15 protein-coding genes are annotated in these 17,951 nt (G+C 71.0%); 11 read left to right on the plus strand and 4 right to left on the minus strand.

Annotated elements, in window-relative coordinates:
* Nucleotides 1-7: 7 nt before the first annotated feature.
* From ACFXJ8_RS25635 to ACFXJ8_RS25650, 4 genes are all read left to right on the plus strand, one after another.
* Nucleotides 8-595, plus strand: coding sequence for a hypothetical protein (locus tag ACFXJ8_RS25635; RefSeq protein WP_379646482.1), 588 nt, complete (start codon nt 8-10; stop codon nt 593-595).
* A gap of 223 nt (nt 596-818) precedes the next feature.
* Entirely contained in the window at nt 819-2,999 is a 2,181-nt protein-coding gene (ligA, locus tag ACFXJ8_RS25640; protein WP_379646483.1) for an NAD-dependent DNA ligase LigA, read from the plus strand.
* Between the two features lie 25 nt (nt 3,000-3,024).
* Entirely contained in the window at nt 3,025-3,234 is a 210-nt protein-coding gene (locus tag ACFXJ8_RS25645) for an EF-hand domain-containing protein (RefSeq protein WP_379646484.1), read from the plus strand.
* Between the two features lie 129 nt (nt 3,235-3,363).
* The gene (locus ACFXJ8_RS25650) at nt 3,364-5,424 is read left to right on the plus strand and encodes a putative bifunctional diguanylate cyclase/phosphodiesterase (RefSeq protein ID WP_379646485.1); all 2,061 of its coding nucleotides are present in this window, start codon (nt 3,364-3,366) and stop codon (nt 5,422-5,424) included.
* Here the strand turns inward: ACFXJ8_RS25650 and ACFXJ8_RS25655 are convergent.
* The gene (locus ACFXJ8_RS25655; protein ID WP_379646486.1) at nt 5,397-6,734 is read right to left on the minus strand and encodes an ATP-binding protein; all 1,338 of its coding nucleotides are present in this window, start codon (nt 6,732-6,734) and stop codon (nt 5,397-5,399) included. The genes ACFXJ8_RS25650 and ACFXJ8_RS25655 overlap by 28 nt on opposite strands.
* Before the next feature lie 89 nt (nt 6,735-6,823).
* On the opposite strand from ACFXJ8_RS25655, the gene gatC reads away from it, so the two are divergent.
* From gatC to ACFXJ8_RS25690, 7 genes are all read left to right on the plus strand, one after another.
* On the plus strand, nt 6,824-7,123 hold the full coding sequence (gene gatC / locus ACFXJ8_RS25660; protein ID WP_379646487.1) for an Asp-tRNA(Asn)/Glu-tRNA(Gln) amidotransferase subunit GatC: 300 nt from the start codon (nt 6,824-6,826) through the stop codon (nt 7,121-7,123).
* Nucleotides 7,120-8,610, plus strand: coding sequence for an Asp-tRNA(Asn)/Glu-tRNA(Gln) amidotransferase subunit GatA (gene gatA, locus ACFXJ8_RS25665; RefSeq protein WP_379646488.1), 1,491 nt, complete (start codon nt 7,120-7,122; stop codon nt 8,608-8,610). Before gatC ends, gatA begins: the two co-directional genes overlap by 4 nt.
* Before the next feature lie 5 nt (nt 8,611-8,615).
* Nucleotides 8,616-10,100: an Asp-tRNA(Asn)/Glu-tRNA(Gln) amidotransferase subunit GatB gene (gene gatB, locus ACFXJ8_RS25670; RefSeq protein ID WP_379646515.1), complete on the plus strand. Its 1,485-nt coding sequence runs from the start codon at nt 8,616-8,618 to the stop codon at nt 10,098-10,100.
* 180 nt (nt 10,101-10,280) lie between these two features.
* Nucleotides 10,281-11,600: an MFS transporter gene (locus ACFXJ8_RS25675; RefSeq protein ID WP_379646489.1), complete on the plus strand. Its 1,320-nt coding sequence runs from the start codon at nt 10,281-10,283 to the stop codon at nt 11,598-11,600.
* Between the two features lie 146 nt (nt 11,601-11,746).
* On the plus strand, nt 11,747-12,292 hold the full coding sequence (locus tag ACFXJ8_RS25680; RefSeq protein WP_379646490.1) for an RNA polymerase sigma factor: 546 nt from the start codon (nt 11,747-11,749) through the stop codon (nt 12,290-12,292).
* Nucleotides 12,285-13,055 (plus strand): hypothetical protein, encoded by a 771-nt coding sequence (locus ACFXJ8_RS25685; RefSeq protein WP_379646491.1) that lies wholly within the window; start codon nt 12,285-12,287, stop codon nt 13,053-13,055. Before ACFXJ8_RS25680 ends, ACFXJ8_RS25685 begins: the two co-directional genes overlap by 8 nt.
* Nucleotides 13,052-14,629, plus strand: coding sequence for a heparinase II/III family protein (locus ACFXJ8_RS25690; RefSeq protein WP_379646492.1), 1,578 nt, complete (start codon nt 13,052-13,054; stop codon nt 14,627-14,629). Before ACFXJ8_RS25685 ends, ACFXJ8_RS25690 begins: the two co-directional genes overlap by 4 nt.
* Before the next feature lie 116 nt (nt 14,630-14,745).
* Here ACFXJ8_RS25690 and ACFXJ8_RS25695 read toward each other — a convergent pair whose 3' ends face one another.
* The 3 genes from ACFXJ8_RS25695 to ACFXJ8_RS25705 are packed head-to-tail and all read right to left on the minus strand — an operon-like array spanning nt 14,746 to nt 17,846.
* Complete coding sequence (locus tag ACFXJ8_RS25695) at nt 14,746-16,278, minus strand: tripartite tricarboxylate transporter permease (RefSeq protein WP_379646493.1); 1,533 nt, start codon at nt 16,276-16,278, stop codon at nt 14,746-14,748.
* Nucleotides 16,279-16,875 (minus strand): tripartite tricarboxylate transporter TctB family protein, encoded by a 597-nt coding sequence (locus ACFXJ8_RS25700; protein WP_379646494.1) that lies wholly within the window; start codon nt 16,873-16,875, stop codon nt 16,279-16,281. It lies immediately after the preceding gene.
* Entirely contained in the window at nt 16,875-17,846 is a 972-nt protein-coding gene (locus ACFXJ8_RS25705) for a Bug family tripartite tricarboxylate transporter substrate binding protein (RefSeq protein WP_379646495.1), read from the minus strand. The genes ACFXJ8_RS25700 and ACFXJ8_RS25705 overlap by 1 nt, the downstream gene beginning before the upstream one ends.
* Nucleotides 17,847-17,951: the final 105 nt, after the last annotated feature.

Genomic DNA, 17,951 nt, shown 5'->3' on the forward strand with positions numbered 1-17,951 from the left:
GATGATCATGAGAATCCGTGTCGTCACCGCCGCCCTGCTGAGCGGCCTGGCCCTCCTGACCACCCCCGCGCACGCGACAACCGCCACGTCGGCCGGGTCCATCGGGTCCGCCACACTCGCCGGGTCAGCCGGATCCGCCACGTCAGCCGGATCCGCCACGTCAGCCGGATCCGCCACGTCAGCCGGATCCACCGGGTTCACCGGGTCCACCGGGTCCACCGCGTCGGCCGGGTCCACCGCGTCGGCCGGGTCCGCCGGGTCGGTCACGCTGGTCGGGGGGCCAGGGGGCAACTGGGCCAGGATCTACGCCTCCATCAGCGGCGGCAAGCTGACCGTCAAAGCGCCGAAGGTCAGCGACAGGCGCAACAACGCCACCTGCACCTGGGTGATCCTGCTGGTGCGCCTCCGCAACGACACGACCCGCCGGGTCGTGACGAACTGGGACGCCGCCACCAACCGCAACTGCTCGAACAGGACCCGCGGCCTGCCCGCCTACGACAGGAACGGGGTCGACAGCGCGTTCGCGCAGCTCTGCCTCGGTCCCGCGACGCCGCCGCCCACCCAGGCGTGCTCGACGTCCTGGACCCGGCTCTGAGAGGTGAAGGCGCGGCCGCGGGAGCCGTACCGGATCCGGCTTTGGAGGGTGAACGGCGCGACCGCGGGAGCCGTACCGGATCCGGCTTTGGGGGGCGGACGGCGCGGCTGCGGCAGCCGTCCCGGACCCGGCTTGGGAGGGTGAGCGGTGCGGGCCGCGAGGGCGCCAACTGTCGGTGCTGCGAGATAGCGTTCTCTCAGGTTTGACGGAGGGGAGTGTGCCGATGAGCGCCGAGGTCGAGGGCGTGCCCGTGGACGCGCTGAAGCGCCACGCCGAGCTGAGCGAGCTGGTCGAGGAGGCGCGCTGGCGCTACTACGTCCTCGACCAGCCCACCGTGAGCGACGCGCAGTTCGACGGCTGGTTCAACGAACTGCTCGCGCTCGAAGAGGCCCACCCCACGCTGCAGACCCCCGACTCGCCGACGCAGAAGGTCGGGGCGCCCGTCTCCGGCGACTTCGCCAAGGTGCGCCACCTGCAGAAGATGGAGAGCCTCGACAACGCCTTCGACGCCGCCGACATCGCGGCCTGGCAGGTCAGGGCCGAGCGGCTGGCCGAGCACGACCCGGGCCCCTACCTGTGCGAGCTGAAGATCGACGGGCTGGCCATCGCGCTGGTCTACCGCGACGGCAAGCTGGATCGCGGGGCCACCAGAGGCGACGGGCGTACGGGCGACGACGTGACGCCCAACGTCCGCACGATCAAGGGCATTCCCCCCCGGCTCACCGGCGACGACTTCCCGTCGCTGGTCGAGGTGCGCGGCGAGGTCTACATCCCGGTCGAGGATTTCGCGAAGCTCAACGAGCAGCTGGTCGAGCAGGGCAAGCCCCCGTTCGCCAACCCGCGCAATGCCGCGGCGGGCACGCTGCGGCAGAAGGACCCGCGCATCACCGCGCAGCGTCCGCTGCGGATGCTCGTCCACGGCGTGGGCGTCTGGGAGGGCGCGGCCGAGCTGCGGGCCCAGTCGGAGGTCTACGACCGGCTGCGCGCGTTCGGCCTGCCGGTGAGCGACCTCTACCAGGTGGTGCCCGACGTCAAGGGCATCGACGACTTCATCGAGCACTACCGCGAGCACCGCCACGACCCCGCCTACGAGATCGACGGCGTCGTGGTCAAGGTCGACAAGATCAGGACACAGCGGGAGCTCGGCTCCACCTCGCGGGCGCCGCGCTGGGCGATCGCCTTCAAGTACCCGCCCGAGGAGGTCAACACCAAGCTGCTCGACATCGAGGTGGGCGTCGGGCGCACCGGGCGCGTCACGCCGTACGCGGTGATGGCGCCGGTGGTCGTGGCCGGGTCCACGGTCGAGCGGGCCACGCTCCACAACGCCGCGATCGTGGTCAAGAAGGGCGTGCTCATCGGCGACACCGTCGTGCTGCGCAAGGCCGGTGACGTCATCCCCGAGATCGTCGGGCCCGTGGCGCCGCTGCGCGACGGCTCCGAGCGGGCGTTCGTCATGCCGACGCGTTGCCCCGCGTGCGACACCGAGCTGGCCTACGAGAAGGAGGGCGACGCCGATCTGCGCTGCCCCAACGCCCGCTCCTGCCCCGCGCAGATCCGCGAGCGTCTCTACTTCGCGGCCGGGCGGCGGGCCCTCGATATCGACGGCCTCGGCTACGTGGCCGCCACGGCGCTGAGCCAGCCCGTCCCCGAGCAGGAGCCCGTGCTGCGCACCGAGGCCGACCTGTTCGACCTGACACTGGAGCAGCTGATCCCGATCAGGTCCGTGGTGCGCGACCAGGAGACGGGCCTGCCCAAGGTCGACCCGAAGACCGGCGAGGCGAAGGTCGTCTCGTTCTTCTCCAACGTCAACGGCGAGCCCAGCCAGAACGCGCTCAAGCTCATCGACGAGCTGGAGAAGGCCAAGCAGGTGCCGCTGTGGCGGGTGCTGGTCGCGCTGTCGATCCGGCACGTCGGGCCGCCGACCGCCCAGAAGCTGGCCGAGGCGATGCGCTCGATCGACGCCGTCATGAACGCCTCAGAGGAGGAGCTGGCCGCCGTCGAGGACATCGGCCCGCGCGTGGCCGCCACCATCCGCGAGTGGTTCGAGGTCGACTGGCACCGCGAGATCGTCGATCGCTGGCGGGAGGCGGGGGTCCGCATGGAGGACGAGCCCGCTCCCGAGAAGGGCCCGCAGATCCTGGAGGGCCTCACCTTCGTCGTCACCGGCACCCTTGAGGGCTTCACCCGCGATTCCGCCGCGGAGGCCATCACCGGCAGGGGCGGCAAGGTGGCAGGATCGGTGTCGAAGAAGACCGCCTTCGTGGTGGTGGGGGAGAACGCGGGGTCGAAGTACGACAAGGCGGTCAGCCTGGGGGTGCCGATCCTCGACGAGGCCGGGTTCCACGTCCTGCTGGAGCAGGGTGCCGAAGCCGCTGCCGGGGCGGCGGTGAAACCGGAACAATAACCCTCTCCATCGGAAAGGGGCACACATGTCGGACGTCAGTAGTGAGCGGCTGGCGGAGCTGCGCCGTACCTTCGACGCGATCGACGACAGCGGCGACGGCTTCATCAGCCAGGCGGAGTTCCTTCGCCACTTCCCCGGCCTTCCCGGCGAGGCGATCGCCTCGCTGGAGGAGAGCGCCGACGCCGACGGCGACGGCAGTATCTCCTTCGAGGAGTTCGTCCGGCTCGTGGGGTGAGCGGGGCGCAAAGAGCGCCAAAAGCCACGAATGTGAACAAGTGGCGTGACGGACTGTAGGCGGGTGGTTTCGGGAAGTGGGGTGGAGGTCGTACCCTCCCATAGTGACCTCTTGGGGGTTCTGTTACCGATGACCGACCCAACCGACACCCGCGACACGGGACCACGCGTCGGAAGCCCGCTCTGGGCCTTCCTGCTGAGCGTCTCCGTGATCGGCTTCACCGCGCTGCTCGTGGCCGAGCTGCGGCTCGACCCTGCCGACCTGGTCTCGCTGGCCCAGACACCGCTGTTCTGGGTGCTGGTGGTGCTGGTGGTGCTGGGCGAGCTGCGCCCCGTCATGGTGTCCTCGGCGACCGCCGTGGGCGGCACCTACCCGGCGACCATGTTCACCTTCGCCGTGTTACTGCACTTCGGGCTGCCTGTCGCGGTGCTCCTGCAGGTGGTCGGCATCGCCGTCAACGGGATCGTCACCCGCAAGGCCTGGCACAGGGTGATGTTCAACATCGCCCAGGCGACGCTGGCGTTCACCGCGGGCGCGGTGGTGCTGGGGCTGTTCGGCATCGTGCCCGCCCCTTCGTCTCCCTGGGTGCCGGCAGGCTTCGCGCTGGTCCCGATCGCGCTGTCGGGCATCGCCTACTTCACCGCGCGGGCGATGCTGGTGTGCAGCGCGGTCGCGCTGCACGAACGCCGCTCGCTCACCAGGGTGCTGCGCGCCTCGATCGGCCCGCAGGCGCTCGTCTACACCGGGCTGCTCGGGCTCGCGCCGCTGGTCGTCGTCGTCATGCAGGACTCCCCGGGGCTGGTGCCGCTGTTCGTGGCGCCGCTGGCGGCCGTCTACTTCACCGCCACGCTGTCCATGCGCCGCGACCACCAGGCCATGCATGACGAGCTGACCGGCCTGCCCAACCGCAAGATGCTGATCGTCTCGACGGAGGAGGCGCTCGCCGAGTGCCGCAATGACGAGCGGGTGGGTCTGTTCCTGATCGACCTCGACCGGTTCAAGGAGGTCAACGACACCATGGGGCATCCGGTCGGCGACCGGCTGCTGCAGATGGTGGCCCACCGGCTGACCCACTCGGTACGGCCAGGCGACGTCGTCGCGCGCCTCGGCGGTGACGAGTTCGCCGTGCTGCTGCCGTCCATCAGAGACACCCATGCCGCCAGGGAGGTCGCCGCCAGGCTCAGGGCCGCGCTCACCGAGCCCGTGCGCCTGGAGGGCATGACGTTCGACCTGGACGGCTCGGTCGGCATCGCGCTCTTCCCCGACCACGCGCCCGACTTCGAGCTGCTGCTGCAGCGGGCCGACGTGGCGATGTACCTGGCCAAGGAGGGCCGCACGGGCGTCGAGCTCTACCAGCCCGACAAAGACCGCAACTCGCCCGAACGCCTCAGCCTGCTCGGCGACCTGCGCCGCGCCGTCGACAACCGCGAGCTGCGCCTGCACTACCAGCCCAAGGTCGACCTGACCACGGGCGAGGTGCGCGGCATGGAGGCGCTGCTGCGCTGGCGCCACCCCGTGCGCGGGCCGATCTCGCCGGCCGACTTCATCCCGCTGGCCGAGCAGTCCTACCTGATGCGGCAGATTACCGAGTACGTCATCGACGCGGCCATGGAGCAGGCGGCCCGCTGGTGGCACACCGGGCTGCGGGTCCAGATCTCGGTCAACGTCTCCGCCCGCGACCTGCTCGACTCGGCGCTGCCCGACCAGCTGGAGGCGGGCCTGTCCCGCTTCAGGCTGCCGCCCGAGGCGATCCAGCTGGAGGTCACCGAGCGGATCCTGATGGGCGACCAGGCCTACGCCCACGAGACGATCAAGGCGCTGGCGGCGCTCGGGGTGCCGCTGGCGCTCGACGACTTCGGCACCGGCTACTCGTCGCTGATCAGGCTGCAGCGGCTGGCCGCATCCGAGGTGAAGATCGACGCGTCGTTCGTGCAGCGGCTGTCGTGCTCGGAGGACGACGAGCGGATCGTGCGCTCGATCGTGGACCTGGTGCGGTCGCTGGGGCTGCGGTCGGTGGCCGAGGGGGTGGAGTCGGACGACGTGGCGCTCCGGCTGGCCGACATGGGGTGCGACATGGGCCAGGGCTGGCTGTTCGGCCGGGCGATGGCGCCTGCCGACGCGACGGTGTGGCTGCGGGAGCGGGTCGGCGTCCGCGAGATCGACTACGTGGAGATCTCCCAAACCGTCTGACGCGCGAGGGCGGGTTGCCAGGCGCGGACGAGGTCGTCGGGACCGTACACGGCTGACAGGCCCGTGCACGAGACCCCGCTACGGGACACGGCGACCAACGGGACGAGCTCGTCGGTGACCGCGGCACGATGCCTGGCCAGCGCCGCCGCGTCGTGGTCGTCGAACGGTGAGTTCTCCAGCCACTTGATCGACCCGAGGAAGTGCAGCTTTCCGGCGACGGGCGCCCGATCGGCTCCGACGAGGTCGATCTCCACGTCGTTGCCGCGCGTCCAGTACGCGCCGACGGCGGCGCTGCCGGGAACGAGGCGGGCCAGTGACTCGCGGACCAGTGGCTCGACCGCCCGTCCCCGCCAACTGCTCCACTGGGACGCGATCCTGCGCAGGGTGAGATCGCCCCGGCGGCGTTCGATCTCCGGCATGTGGGGACGGAGGAAGCGGAGCCAGAAGCGGAGGTAGGGGTCGCTGATCCGATAGCGGCGCTCCTTGGAGGGGCGGGTGGACAGCGGCAACTCCGAGGTGACCACGCCCTTGGCGATGAGCAGGTCGGCGGCGCGGGAAAGCGTGCTGTGGGAGATGCCGCCCGCGGCTCGGGCGATGTTGGTGAAGGTTCGTTCGCCACTGCCGATGGTTTGGAGCACCTCCCTGGCCTGCGCCTGGGTGGGAAACTCGGCGGCAAGCGAGCGCTCGCCGGAGACCAGCAGGGCGGAGAGGGGATTGCCGAGCGCCTGGTGAAGGTACTCCCAGACAGAGGCTCCCCTCGGCCACTCCGCGCAGACGAGAGGGAGTCCACCGGTGACGACGGCGGCGTCGAAGGTGTCCTTGGCGGAGAGCCCGAGCATTCGCTGGATCTCCGCCGGGTTCAACGGACCGACCACCACCTCGGTGCCGCGCTGGTGGAAGGGGCGCTCGTAGCTGTTGAGGGCCTCCATCATGGACAGGTCGGAGCCGACCAGCAGCAGCAGGACCGGTTTGCGGGACAGGACGCGATCCCATGCGCGCTGCAGGAGGCCCTCGAACGCCTCCACACGCTCCATGAGATACGGGACCTCGTCGAGGACGACGATGGACGGGCTGTCGTCGGGTAGTGCCTGGCCGAGCTGCAGCAGCGCGGCGTTCCAGGTGCCGGGGGCCGATTCGGCGAACAGGTCGCGGGCGGGAAGCGTGGAGGCGGCGATGTCGTCCATGAACTGCGAGAGCTCCGCCTGAGGATCGCCCGGGGACGCCGTGTAGTAGGCGAAGGGCAGCCCTGACCGGCCGGCGAACTCCTCCGCGAGCGCTGACTTCCCGATACGGCGACGCCCCCGCACCACGACAGACGGTTAATGGTTCGGGTGCGCTGCGTCAAGAGCCCTAGGATGACACTGTCCAAACTCCATCCACGAAACGGGTTCAACGACTCATGTCCGCCATAACCCGCGACGAGGTCGCGCACCTGGCCCGGTTGTCCCGGCTGGCGATCTCCGACGACGAGCTCGACCACTACGCCACCCAGCTCGATGACATCATCGCCGCGGTCGCGAAGGTGGCTGAGGTCGCCGCCGAAGACGTCCCGCCTTCGTCGCACGCGCTCCCGCTGACCAATGTCTTCCGTGCCGACGAGGTGCGCCAGTCCCTCTCGCCCGAGCAGGCGCTTTCGGGCGCTCCGGCCGTCGAGGACGACCGCTTCCGGGTTCCGCGCATTCTCGGGGAGGAAGCATGAGTCTGATCAACAAGTCCGCCGCCGAGCTGGGCGCGCTGATCGCCTCTGGGCAGGCCAGCGCCGTCGAGGTCGCCGAGGCGCACCTCGACCGCATCGAGCAGGTCGAGCCGAAGGTCCAGGCCTTCCTCCACGTCGACCGTGAGGTCACGCTGGAGCAGGCCCGCTCGGTCGACGCCAGGCTGGCGGGCGGCGAGAAGCTCGGCCCGCTGGCCGGTGTGCCGATCGCGCACAAGGACATCTTCACCACCAAGGACATGCCGACCACGGCCGCGTCCAAGATTCTCGAGGGCTGGCGGCCGCCGTACGACGCGACCGTGACCGCGCGGCTGCGCCAGGCGGGCCTGGTCATCCTCGGCAAGACCAACCTCGACGAGTTCGCGATGGGCTCCTCCACCGAGAACTCCGCCTACCACGTCACCCGCAACCCGTGGGACCTCACCAAGATCCCCGGTGGCTCGTCGGGCGGCTCCAGCGCGGCCGTCGCCGCCTACGAGGCGCCGCTGTCCACCGGCACCGACACCGGCGGCTCGATCAGGCAGCCCGCTGCGGTCACCGGCATCGTGGGCATGAAGCCGACGTACGGCGGGTCGTCCCGCTACGGCCTGATCGCCTTCGCCAGCTCCCTCGACACGCCCGGGCCGTTCGCCCGCAATGTCATGGACGCGGCGCTGCTCCACGCGGCCTTCTCCGGTCACGACCCGATGGACTCCACCTCCATCGACGCGGCCGTGCCCAGCGTCGTCGAGGCGGCCACGAACGCCGACATCGCCGGAATGCGCATCGGCGTGGTCAAGGAGTTCGGCGGCGAGGGCTACCAGCAGGGCGTGCTCAACCGCTTCCACGACGCCGTCGAGCTGCTGGAGTCGCTGGGCGCGAAGGTCGTCGAGGTCTCCTGCCCGTCGTTCACGACGGCGCTGCCGGCCTACTACCTGATCGCTCCCTCCGAGTGCTCGTCCAACCTGGCCCGCTTCGACGCCATGCGGTACGGCCTGCGCGTCGCCGACGACGGCACCCGCAGCGCCGAGGAGGTCATGGCGCTGACCAGGGCCGCGGGCTTCGGCCCCGAGGTCAAGCGGCGCATCATGCTCGGCACCTACGCGCTGTCGAGCGGCTACTACGACGCCTACTACGGCCAGGCGCAGAAGGTCCGCACGCTCATCGCGCGCGACTTCGAGGCCGCCTTCCACCAGGTCGACGTGCTGATCTCGCCGACCACGCCGACGACGGCGTTCCCGATCGGCGAGCGCGCCGACGACCCGATGGCGATGTACCTCGCCGACCTGTGCACGATCCCGTCCAACCTGGCGGGCAACGCGGCCATCTCGGTGCCGTGCGGCCTGGCCGACGAGGACAACCTGCCGGTCGGCCTGCAGATCATGGCCCCGGTCCTCGGCGACGACCGCTGCTACAGGGTCGGCGCCGCAGTCGAGAAGGCGCTGGAGGGCCGCTGGGGCGGCCCGCTGCTGAAGGAGGCTCCCGCACTGTGAGCGTCATGGCATACGACGAGGCCCTCGACCGGTTCGAGCCGGTCCTCGGCCTGGAGACCCACGTCGAGCTGGGCACCGCCTCGAAGATGTTCTGCGGCTGCCCGACCACCTTCGGCGCCGCGCCCAACACCCAGACCTGCCCGACGTGTCTCGCGCTGCCCGGCTCGCTGCCGGTGGCCAACGTCGCGGCGATCGAGTCGACGATCAGGATCGGCCTGGCGCTGAACTGCTCCATCGCCGAATGGTGCCGCTTCGCCCGGAAGAACTACTTCTATCCGGACATGCCGAAGAACTACCAGATCTCGCAGTACGACGAGCCGCTCTGCTCCGACGGCTACCTCGACGTCGAGGTCGAGGGCAAGACCGTGCGGATCGAGATCGAGCGGGTCCACCTGGAGGAGGACACCGGCAAGTCCACCCACGTGGGCGGCGCGACCGGTCGCATCCACGGGGCCGACTACTCCATCGTCGACTACAACCGCGCGGGCATCCCGCTGGTCGAGATCGTCACCAAGCCGATTCCCGGCACCGACAAGCTCGCCCCCGAGGTGGCCCGCGCCTACGGCATCGAGTTGCGCGAGCTCATGCGCTCGCTGGGCGTCTCCGACGTGCGCATGGAGGAGGGCTCCATGCGCTTCGACGTCAACGTCTCGCTCATGCCGCGCGGCTCGTCCGAGTGGGGCACCCGTACCGAGACCAAGAACGTCAACTCGCTGCGCAGCGTCGAGCGTTCGGTCCGCGGTGAGATCCAGCGGCAGGCGGCGATCCTCGCCAAGGGCGGCAAGATCATCCAGGAGACCCGCCACTTCCACGAGGACACCGGCACCACGACGTCCGGCAGGTCCAAGGAGGAGGCGCAGGACTACCGCTACTTCCCCGAGCCCGACCTGGTGCCGATCGCTCCCGACACCGCGTGGGTGGCCAAGCTCAAGGCCGAGCTGCCCGAGCTGCCGTCGGTGCGCCGCAAGCGCCTGCAGGCCGAGTGGGGCGTCAGCGACCACGACATGGAGTCGATGCACAACGCCGACGCCATCGAGATCGTGGAGGCCACGATCGCCGCGGGCGCGCCCGCGGCCGACGCCCGCAAGTGGTGGATGGGCGAGCTGGCCCGCAGGGCGAACGAGGCCGGCACCTCGCTGGCCGAGCTGCCCATCACCCCGGCGCAGGTCGCCAGGGTGACGGAGCTGGTCGCCTCGGGCGCGCTGAACGACAAGCTGGCCCGTGAGGCGTTCGACGGCGTGCTGGCGGGGGAGGGCGGCCCCGACGAGGTCGTCGCCGCCCGCGGCCTCCAGATCGCCGACGAGGGCGAGCTGGTGGCGATCATCGACGAGGTCCTCGCCGGCAACGCCGACGCGGCCGAGAAGGTCCGCTCCGGCAAGATCGCCGCAGTGGGCGCGCTGGTCGGCGGTGTCATGAAGGCCAGCCGCGGCAAGGCCGACGCGGCCAGGGCGCGCGAGCTGATCCTGGAGAAGCTCGGCGTCTCCGAGTAGGCGACACGACTCCGCGTAGGAGACACGACCAGCCGACGACCCCGGCCCCGCACGGCGCCGGGGTCGTCGGCTGTCCAGGCGCGAAGCCGGACGGCGGCCCGTGCCTAGGGCCATATGCGTAGGAGGGCCTAGGACTTGCGCACGAGGTGCTGAGGCGGGATCGGCCGTAGCGTCACCCGCATGACGCGCACATCATTGACAGCCGGCCTGGTGGCATTGGTCTCCCTGGTGGCCTTCGAGTACATCGCGGTGGCGATCGCCATGCCCGTCGTGGCCCGCGACCTCGGCGGCCTCCACCTGTACGGCCTGGCGTTCAGTGGCGCGATGGCGGCCGCGGTGGTCGGCACGGTCCTCGGCGGCCGGTGGGCCGACCTGAAGGGCCCGAACGCCCCGCTGTGGACGGGAACGGTCGGCTTCATCGGCGGCCTGCTGCTGGCCGGGTCGGCCACCACCATGGAGATGCTGATCGCCGGACGGCTCGTGCAGGGATTCGGCGGCGCGCTGGTCAGCGTGGCCCTCTACGTCGTCGTGGCCAGGGTCTACCCCGAGGAGCTGCACCCGAAGATCTTCTCGTTGTTCGCCACGGCGTGGGTGGTGCCGTCGATGGTCGGTCCCGCGATCGTCGGGCTGGTGGTCGACACGCTGCACTGGCGCTGGGTGTTCCTGTCCGTTCCCGTGCTGACCGTGATCGCGGGCGTGATCCTGCTGCGCGGCCTGGCGGGACAGCCGGTGGCGGGCGGGCAGGCCGAGCCCGCTCCCGGCCTGGGCAGGAAGGTCGCGTGGGCGGCGCTGACGGCCGTGGGCGCGGGCCTCATGCAGTACGGCAGCGACGGCAGGCTCCCGCTGCTCGTCGTGGGCCTGGTGGTCCTGCTGGTCGCGCTGCCGAGACTGCTGCCCGCGGGGACATTGCGCGCGGCCAGGGGACTGCCGGCCGTGGTGGCCCTGCGCGGTCTGACGGCGGGCGCCTTCTTCGCCGCCGAGGTGATCGTCCCGCTCATGCTGATCAACGAGCGCGGCATGTCGCCGCTGATGGCCGGGTTCGCTCTCACCGGTGGCGCGCTGACCTGGTCGTTCGCCTCCTGGCTGCAGGGGCGCGAGGTGTTCGGCAAGACGGCGAACCTCTTCGGCGGCACCGCCGCGCTCGCCATCGGCATCCTGGCCATGGGCATCGTCACCTTCGACGGTGTCCCCGTCGCGTTCGCCTACCCGGCGTGGATCATCACGGGGTTCGGCATGGGCCTGGTCTACCCGACGCTGTCGGTGCTGACGCTGGAGCTGTCGATGCCGGGCCAGCAGGGCGTCAACAGTTCGGCGCTCCAGGTCGGCGAGTCGGTGTTCTCCGTGGTGTCGGTGGCGATCACGAGCGCGCTGTTCGCCGGGGTCGGCCAGGGCTACTGGGCGGTCTACGCGGCCACGCTCGTCATGGCGCTGGCAGGCCTGTGGGCCGCGCCCCGATTCCGGTCGAACACAGCCGCCTCTCCGGCGGTCGTACCTATGTGACGACACGCGCCAGAGCGGGGGACGGTCGCCGTCCCCCGCTCTTCGACGTCCAGGGCGGCGACGACCGTGAAAGCAGATCGGCCGATCGGGTGATACCTACCGACAGCTTCGTTCACGGAAGGCCGCCACCCATGACCGTATCCGCGGTGCGCGTTCCCGATCTCGCCGAGCCCGAGGGGTTCAGCGAGATCTTCGACGCCTACTTCGGGGAGATCCATCGGTACGTCGCCCAACGCCTCGGCCCCGACGACGCCGAGGACGTGGTCGCCGAGACCTTCCTGACCGCCTTCCGCAAGCGTGACCGCTACGACCCCGGCCGGGCCGGCGTCCGATCCTGGCTGTACGGCATCGCCACCAACCTGGTCGGCAAGCACCGGCGCGCGGAGATCAGGGCGTTGCGCGCCATGGACCGCATGTCGGCCGAGCGCGACGTCCCCGGCCTGGCCGACGTGGTCGCGGTGCGGGTCAGCGCGCAGAGCCTCGGGCCCAGCCTGGCCGGCGCGATCGCCCGCCTGAACAAGGGCGACCGCGACGTCCTGCTGCTCGTGGCGCTCGCCGGGCTGTCGCACGAGGAGATCGCCACCGCGCTCGGCATCCCGTACGGCACGGTCGGCTCCCGCCTGAACCGCGCGAGGAAGAAGCTCCGCAAGGCCCTTGGCGGCACCGACCCGATGGAGGGCGACCATGGATGACCTGCGGAAGATCCGGGAGCTGTACGGCGAGCCCGAGGAGCGCCCCGGCGCCAGGAACAGGGTTAGGGCCAGGATCGAGGCCGAACACGCCCGCCGGAGGCGCCCGCGCTGGACGCCGCTCCTGGCCGGCCTCGCGGTCGCGGCCGTCGCGGCGGTGGCCTTCGCCGTACCGAGGCTGCCGGTCGAGAGCCCGGCTGACGACAAGGCGAGCGTCCTGCTCGCGGCGGCCGGTGTGGCCGAGGAGGCGCCCGCGACGAAGGGCGCCTACTGGCACGTCAAGCGCAAGATCAACGGTTCCGGTGTCAGGGAGCTGTGGGTGGCCAGGGACGGCCGCGCCTGGACGACGGAGCGCAGGGGGACGAGCACCGTCACCGCCCCGACGAGGGAGCCCTTCACGATGGACGGGCACCCCATGACGATCGCCGAGATCGAGGCGCTTCCCGACGATCCGGCCACGCTGCGCGCCCACGTGAACGGCCTGCTGCGCGACGTGCCCGAGCGGCATCGTGGTGGTGTGGTCGCCGACGCGCTGAGCGGCCTGCTGTGGAGCAAGCCGGCCCCGCCCGCCGTGCGCGCCGCCGCCTACCGGGCGCTGGCCGAGCTGCCGGACGTGCGCTACCTGGGCGGGTCGACCTTCGCCTACGACGTGCGCGGCGTGCGGCGCGAGCTGGTCATCGACACCGAGAGCCAGGTCGTCAAGGCCACCACCGGGGCCACGACGGAGGTCGTCCTCGAAGCCGAATGGACGGACGAGAAGCAGTGAAGCGCTCCCTCGTCCTGGCGCTGCTCGCGCTGCTCACCGCCGCCTGCCTGGTCAGACCGGGCGGCCCGAGCCTGGCCGAGGCCAGGGGCAGGCCGATGTGCGACAGGAGCCAGTTCGCCGCCGCCGACGTCATGAAGGGGCCGATCTCGTTCGTCGGCCTGCCGCCGGTCGAGCTCGGCACCGACCTCGACTGGCGGATGGATCCGTACCGCAACCGCTCGTGGGCGCTCAACCTGCACTCGCTGCGCTGGGTCGGCCGCCTCGTCGTCGCCTACGAGAGCGACGGGGACGCCGCCGCGCTGCGGCGGGCCGAGCGGACGGCCCACGACTGGGTGAGGGACAACCCGCGCGGCGGCACGGACGTCAGCGAGTGGGCGTGGGCCGAGCACCCCGTCGCGCTGCGCGCGCCGGCGCTGGTCTGCCTGAGCACGTACGTGAAGGCCGACTGGCTGTCGGACTCCCTCGTCGAGCACGCCGAGGTCCTGGCCGACGCCGCCCTCTACAAGGGCGGTCACAACCACGGTCTCGACCAGGACATCGCGCTGCTCGGCCTCGGCTGCAGGCTCGGCGTCGCCGAGTGGCGCGACCTGGCGCTGCGCCGGATGACGGAGTCGGCCGAGCGCGCCATCGACGGGCAGGGAACGCTCCAGGAGCAGGCGCCCCGCTACGGCGTCTACGTCCACCAGCGGCTCGGCGTCGCGTTCGCCGCCATCAAGGAGTGCGGTGTCCGCATCCCTCCCACGCTGGCCGCCAGGCGCGCCGGGCTGGAGTCGTACGTCGCGCACGCCATCCAGCCGGACGGCCGCCTGACCGCCATCGGCGACGGCCCGGCCGACATGCGGCCCACCGGCTTCCGCCGTCCGAGCCGCACGGTCGGCGTCTTCGACGGCGGCTACGTCTTCGGCAGGACCGGCTGGACGCGCGAGTCGGCGTTCTACTCGATCAGGTTCGGCCCGCCGCGCCGCTATCACGGCCACGAGGACCACCTGAGCGTCACCTACCAGGCCGACGGGCGCGACGTCCTGGTCGAGGCGGGCTTCCACTCCTACGAGAAGGGCGACTACCCCAGGTGGACCGTCACCCCCGAGGCGCACAACGTGCCCGTGGTCGAGGGCCGGCCCTTCCGCCCCGGTACGGCGACGCGGCTGGTGAGCTCGTCGACCGCCCCCACCAGGCAGAGCTACGCGTTCACCGACGACGCGTACGGCGTCAGCCGTACCAGGAAGGTGCTGGTCAACCACGGGCGTGACGTGCTCGCCGTCCTGGACGAGGTGCCCGAAGGGCAACGGCTGCGCAACCTGTGGCATCTCGCGCCCGGCAGCAGGCCGACGCTGACGCAGCTGGAGATGCCCGCGTGCAGGCCGATCGGCGGGCAGCGGGAGGAGATGGGGGAGATCTCGCCCGGCTACCTCAAGCGGGTCCCGTCGGTCACGATCACCTCGCCCGCCGCCCGATCGCTGCTGACCGTCGTGGTGCCGGGCAGGGCGCGGGTGACGTGCGACGGCGCGACCGTGACTGTGCGCACCGAGGAGGGGCCCGTCACCTTCCCCGCGAACCTGACCGCCCGACCGTGACCTGAAGACAGCGACCCGAAGACAGCGACCCGAAGACAGCGACCTGACCGGCCGACCGTGACGTGACGGAGGCCCCGCCGGAAGAGGAGATGGACCGGCGGGGCCTCGACGTCGGGTCACTCTTCGTTGTGCGACCCGGCGTGGACGACCGCCGCCTCAGGGTGGCGGCGCGCCCACAGCCGCCGGAACAGCGGCGTCAGGAGGGCGAGCGCGGCCAGCGTCAGCAGCACGGCCGCGATCGGGCTCGCGACCAGCGCGCTCACGTCGCCCGCGCTGATCGCCAGCGCCCTGCGCAGCTGCTTCTCCGCCATCGGGCCGAGGATCATGCCGATCACCGCGGGGGCGATCGGCAGCCCGAAGCGGCGCATGGCGTAGCCGAGCAGGCCGAGCACGAACAGCACCACGAGGTCGACGGGCGAGGCGTTCAGCGCGTAGACGCCCAGCGCCGCGAACAGCACGATGCCCGCGTAGAGGTAGGGGCGCGGGATGCGCAGGACGCGGGCCCAGAGCGGGGCCAGCGGCAGGTTCAGCACCAGCAGCATCGCGTTGCCGATGAACAGCGAGGCGATCATGCCCCACACCAGGGCGGGGTTGTGGTTGAACAGCTGCGGGCCGGGCTGCAGGCCGTACTGCTGGAAGGCGGCCAGCAGGATCGCCGCGGTCGCCGAGGTGGGCAGGCCGAGCGTGAGCAGCGGGACGAGCGTGCCCGCCGCCGAGGCGTTGTTGGCCGCCTCGGGTCCCGCGACGCCCTCGATGGCGCCCTTGCCGTACTCCTCCTTGGCGACGCCCTTGGCAAGCTTCTTCTCCGTGGCGTACGACAGGAAGGTGGGGATCTCCGCTCCGCCGCCGGGCAGCGCGCCGAACGGGAAGCCGAACGCGGTGCCGCGCAGCCACGGCTTCCACGAGCGGCCCCAGTCCGCGCGGCCCATCCACGCGGCTCCCACGGGGACCACCTCGGGGCTGGCGTGCCGCAGCCTGGAGGCGACGTAGAGCGCCTCGCCCAGCGCGAACAGGCCCACCGCGACGATCACCACGTCGATGCCGTCGAGCAGTTGCAGGATGCCGAACGTGAGACGGGCCTGCCCGGTCTGCTCGTCGATGCCGATCAGCCCGATGACCAGGCCGAGGCCGAGAGAGGCCAGTCCGCGGATCATCGAGCGCGACAGCACGGAGGAGACCGCGGTGAAGGCCAGTACGGCCAGCGCGAAGTAGTCCTCGGGGCCGAAGGAGATCGCGAAGTCGACCACCGCGGGGGCCGCGACGACCAGCAGGCCCGTGGCGATCGTGCCCGCGACGAACGAGCCGATGGCGGCGGTGGCCAGCGCCTGCGCGGCCCTGCCCCGCCTGGCCATCTTGTTGCCCTCCAGCGCCGTGATCATCGACGACGACTCGCCGGGCGTGTTGAGGAGGATGGAGGTGGTGGAGCCGCCGTACATGCCGCCGTAGTAGATGCCGGCGAACATGATGAACGCGCTGGCCGGTGGCACGGTGAAGGTGATCGGCAGCAGCAGCGCGACAGTCATGGCGGGGCCGATGCCGGGCAGGACGCCGACGAGCGTGCCGAGCGTGACGCCGACGAGGGCGTAGAGCAGGTTGATCGGCGTGAGGGCGGTGGCGAAGCCCTCCATGAGGAGCTGGAAGGAGTCCACTCAGATCACCCCCTCGAGCACGCCGCCCGGCAGGCTGACGCCCAGGCCGTTGACGAAGGCCAGGTAGGAGACCAGACCGAGGACGACGGCGATGACCGCGGCCTTGACCTTGCTCTCGGCGCCCAGCGCGACCGACAGGCCGAAGAACAGCAGCGCGGCGGAGATGATCCAGCCGAGGGTGGTCAGGACGGCGGTGAAGCCCAGGAAGATGCCGCTGACCAGGCCGACGCTCTTCCAGTCGGCGGGCGCGTCGGCGTCGATGTCCTCGCTCTCCTCGGGGTCGCCCCTGCCGCCGCGCACGACGTCGAGGGTGTAGAAGGCGCCGATAATGATCATCGCGCCGCCGACGAGGATGGGGAAGAACCTGGGGCCGAGGCCGAGCGCGGAGGTGGCGGCGGAGACGTCGAGGGTGCCGACGATGACGAGCACGCCGAGGGCGAGGACGATGAGCGACAGGCCCATCTCGGGGCGCCACCACCCGCGCTTGCTCTCCGCGGCCTCGCCGGAAAGGCCGGCCCGATCATCGGGCGGGGGGCCGGGGGGCGCGGGGACGGCGCCACGCGGGGTGGCGCCGTCCTGCTCGTGCGGGGAGGACATCAGGAGACGAGCCCCATCTCGGCGATGACGGCCTTGACGCGGGTCTGCTCGGCGTTCAGGTAGTCGGCGAACTGCTGCCCGGTCTGGAAGGCGTCGATCCAGCCGTTCTTGGCCACCGCGTCCTTCCACACCTGCGAGTCGTGCATCTTGGTGACCAGGTCGGTCAGCGCCTTCTTGTCGGCGTCGCTGAGCCCGGCGGGCGCGACCATCCCGCGCCAGTTGGCCAGCTCGACGTCCAGGCCGCCCTCCTTCAGCGTGGGCGCGTCGACGGAGTCGATGCGGGTGGGCGAGGAGACTCCCAGCGCCCGCAGCTTGCCGGACTTCACGTGCTCGGCGAACTCGCCGACACCGGACACGCCGACCGTGACCTTGTTGCCGAGCAGCGCGTTGAGCGCCTCACCGCCGCCCGAGTGGGCGATGTAGTTGACCTGCTTGGGGTCGATGCCGCCCGCCTTGGCCATGAGGCCGGCCAGGATGTGGTCGGTACCGCCGGCCGAGCCGCCCGCGACGGACACCTTGGCCGGGTCGGCCTTCCACGCGGCCACCAGGTCGGCCAGCGTCTTCAGCGGCGAGTCCGCGGGCACGACGACGATCTCGTACTCCTCGGTCAGCTTGGCGATCGGCGTCGTCTCGGCCAGTGTGACCTTGGACTTGTTCTGCTCGATCGCGCCGACCATGACCAGGCCCATGGTCATGAGCATGTTGCCGTTGCCCTTCTCGCCGGCGAGCTGGGCCAGGCCGATCGTGCCGCCCGCGCCGGGCACGTTGAAGACCTCGATCTTGCGCTCGGGGTCGACGGACTTGATGGCCTGCTCCGCCGTACGGGAGGTCTGGTCCCAGCCGCCGCCGACGGCGGCGGGCGCCATGATGCGCAGTGTGCCGGTGCCGCCGCCGCCCGCGCCCTGCTGGCCGCAGCCGGTGAGGGCCGCGACGGAGAGGGCGGCGATGGTGGCGAGTATGCGGAGTCGCATGATCACTCCAATAAGGGGGGTGTCACAATCTCGAATACTGGATGGTGAAACGGACATCCCCTGCAGTCGACCCTTTACTCGTTTGCCGTCGTAAAGGTCATATTG

The sequence above is a fragment of the Nonomuraea sp. NPDC059194 genome, from assembly GCF_042754765.1.
Taxonomy (GTDB): Bacteria; Actinomycetota; Actinomycetes; order Streptosporangiales; family Streptosporangiaceae; genus Nonomuraea.

Excerpts from the sequence above, each read along its gene's own strand:
- ligA (WP_379646483.1), top strand. The coding sequence starts at position 819 with ATGAGCGCCGAGGTCGAGGGCGTGCCCGTGGACGCGCTGAAGCGCCAC.
- ACFXJ8_RS25685 (WP_379646491.1), top strand. The coding sequence starts at position 12,285 with ATGGATGACCTGCGGAAGATCCGGGAGCTGTACGGCGAGCCCGAGGAG.
- ACFXJ8_RS25645 (WP_379646484.1), top strand. The coding sequence starts at position 3,025 with ATGTCGGACGTCAGTAGTGAGCGGCTGGCGGAGCTGCGCCGTACCTTC.
- ACFXJ8_RS25635 (WP_379646482.1), top strand. The coding sequence starts at position 8 with ATGAGAATCCGTGTCGTCACCGCCGCCCTGCTGAGCGGCCTGGCCCTC.
- gatC (WP_379646487.1), top strand. The coding sequence starts at position 6,824 with ATGTCCGCCATAACCCGCGACGAGGTCGCGCACCTGGCCCGGTTGTCC.
- gatA (WP_379646488.1), top strand. The coding sequence starts at position 7,120 with ATGAGTCTGATCAACAAGTCCGCCGCCGAGCTGGGCGCGCTGATCGCC.
- gatB (WP_379646515.1), top strand. The coding sequence starts at position 8,616 with ATGGCATACGACGAGGCCCTCGACCGGTTCGAGCCGGTCCTCGGCCTG.
- ACFXJ8_RS25650 (WP_379646485.1), top strand. The coding sequence starts at position 3,364 with ATGACCGACCCAACCGACACCCGCGACACGGGACCACGCGTCGGAAGC.
- ACFXJ8_RS25675 (WP_379646489.1), top strand. The coding sequence starts at position 10,281 with ATGACGCGCACATCATTGACAGCCGGCCTGGTGGCATTGGTCTCCCTG.
- ACFXJ8_RS25700 (WP_379646494.1), bottom strand. The coding sequence starts at position 16,875 with ATGTCCTCCCCGCACGAGCAGGACGGCGCCACCCCGCGTGGCGCCGTC.
- ACFXJ8_RS25705 (WP_379646495.1), bottom strand. The coding sequence starts at position 17,846 with ATGCGACTCCGCATACTCGCCACCATCGCCGCCCTCTCCGTCGCGGCC.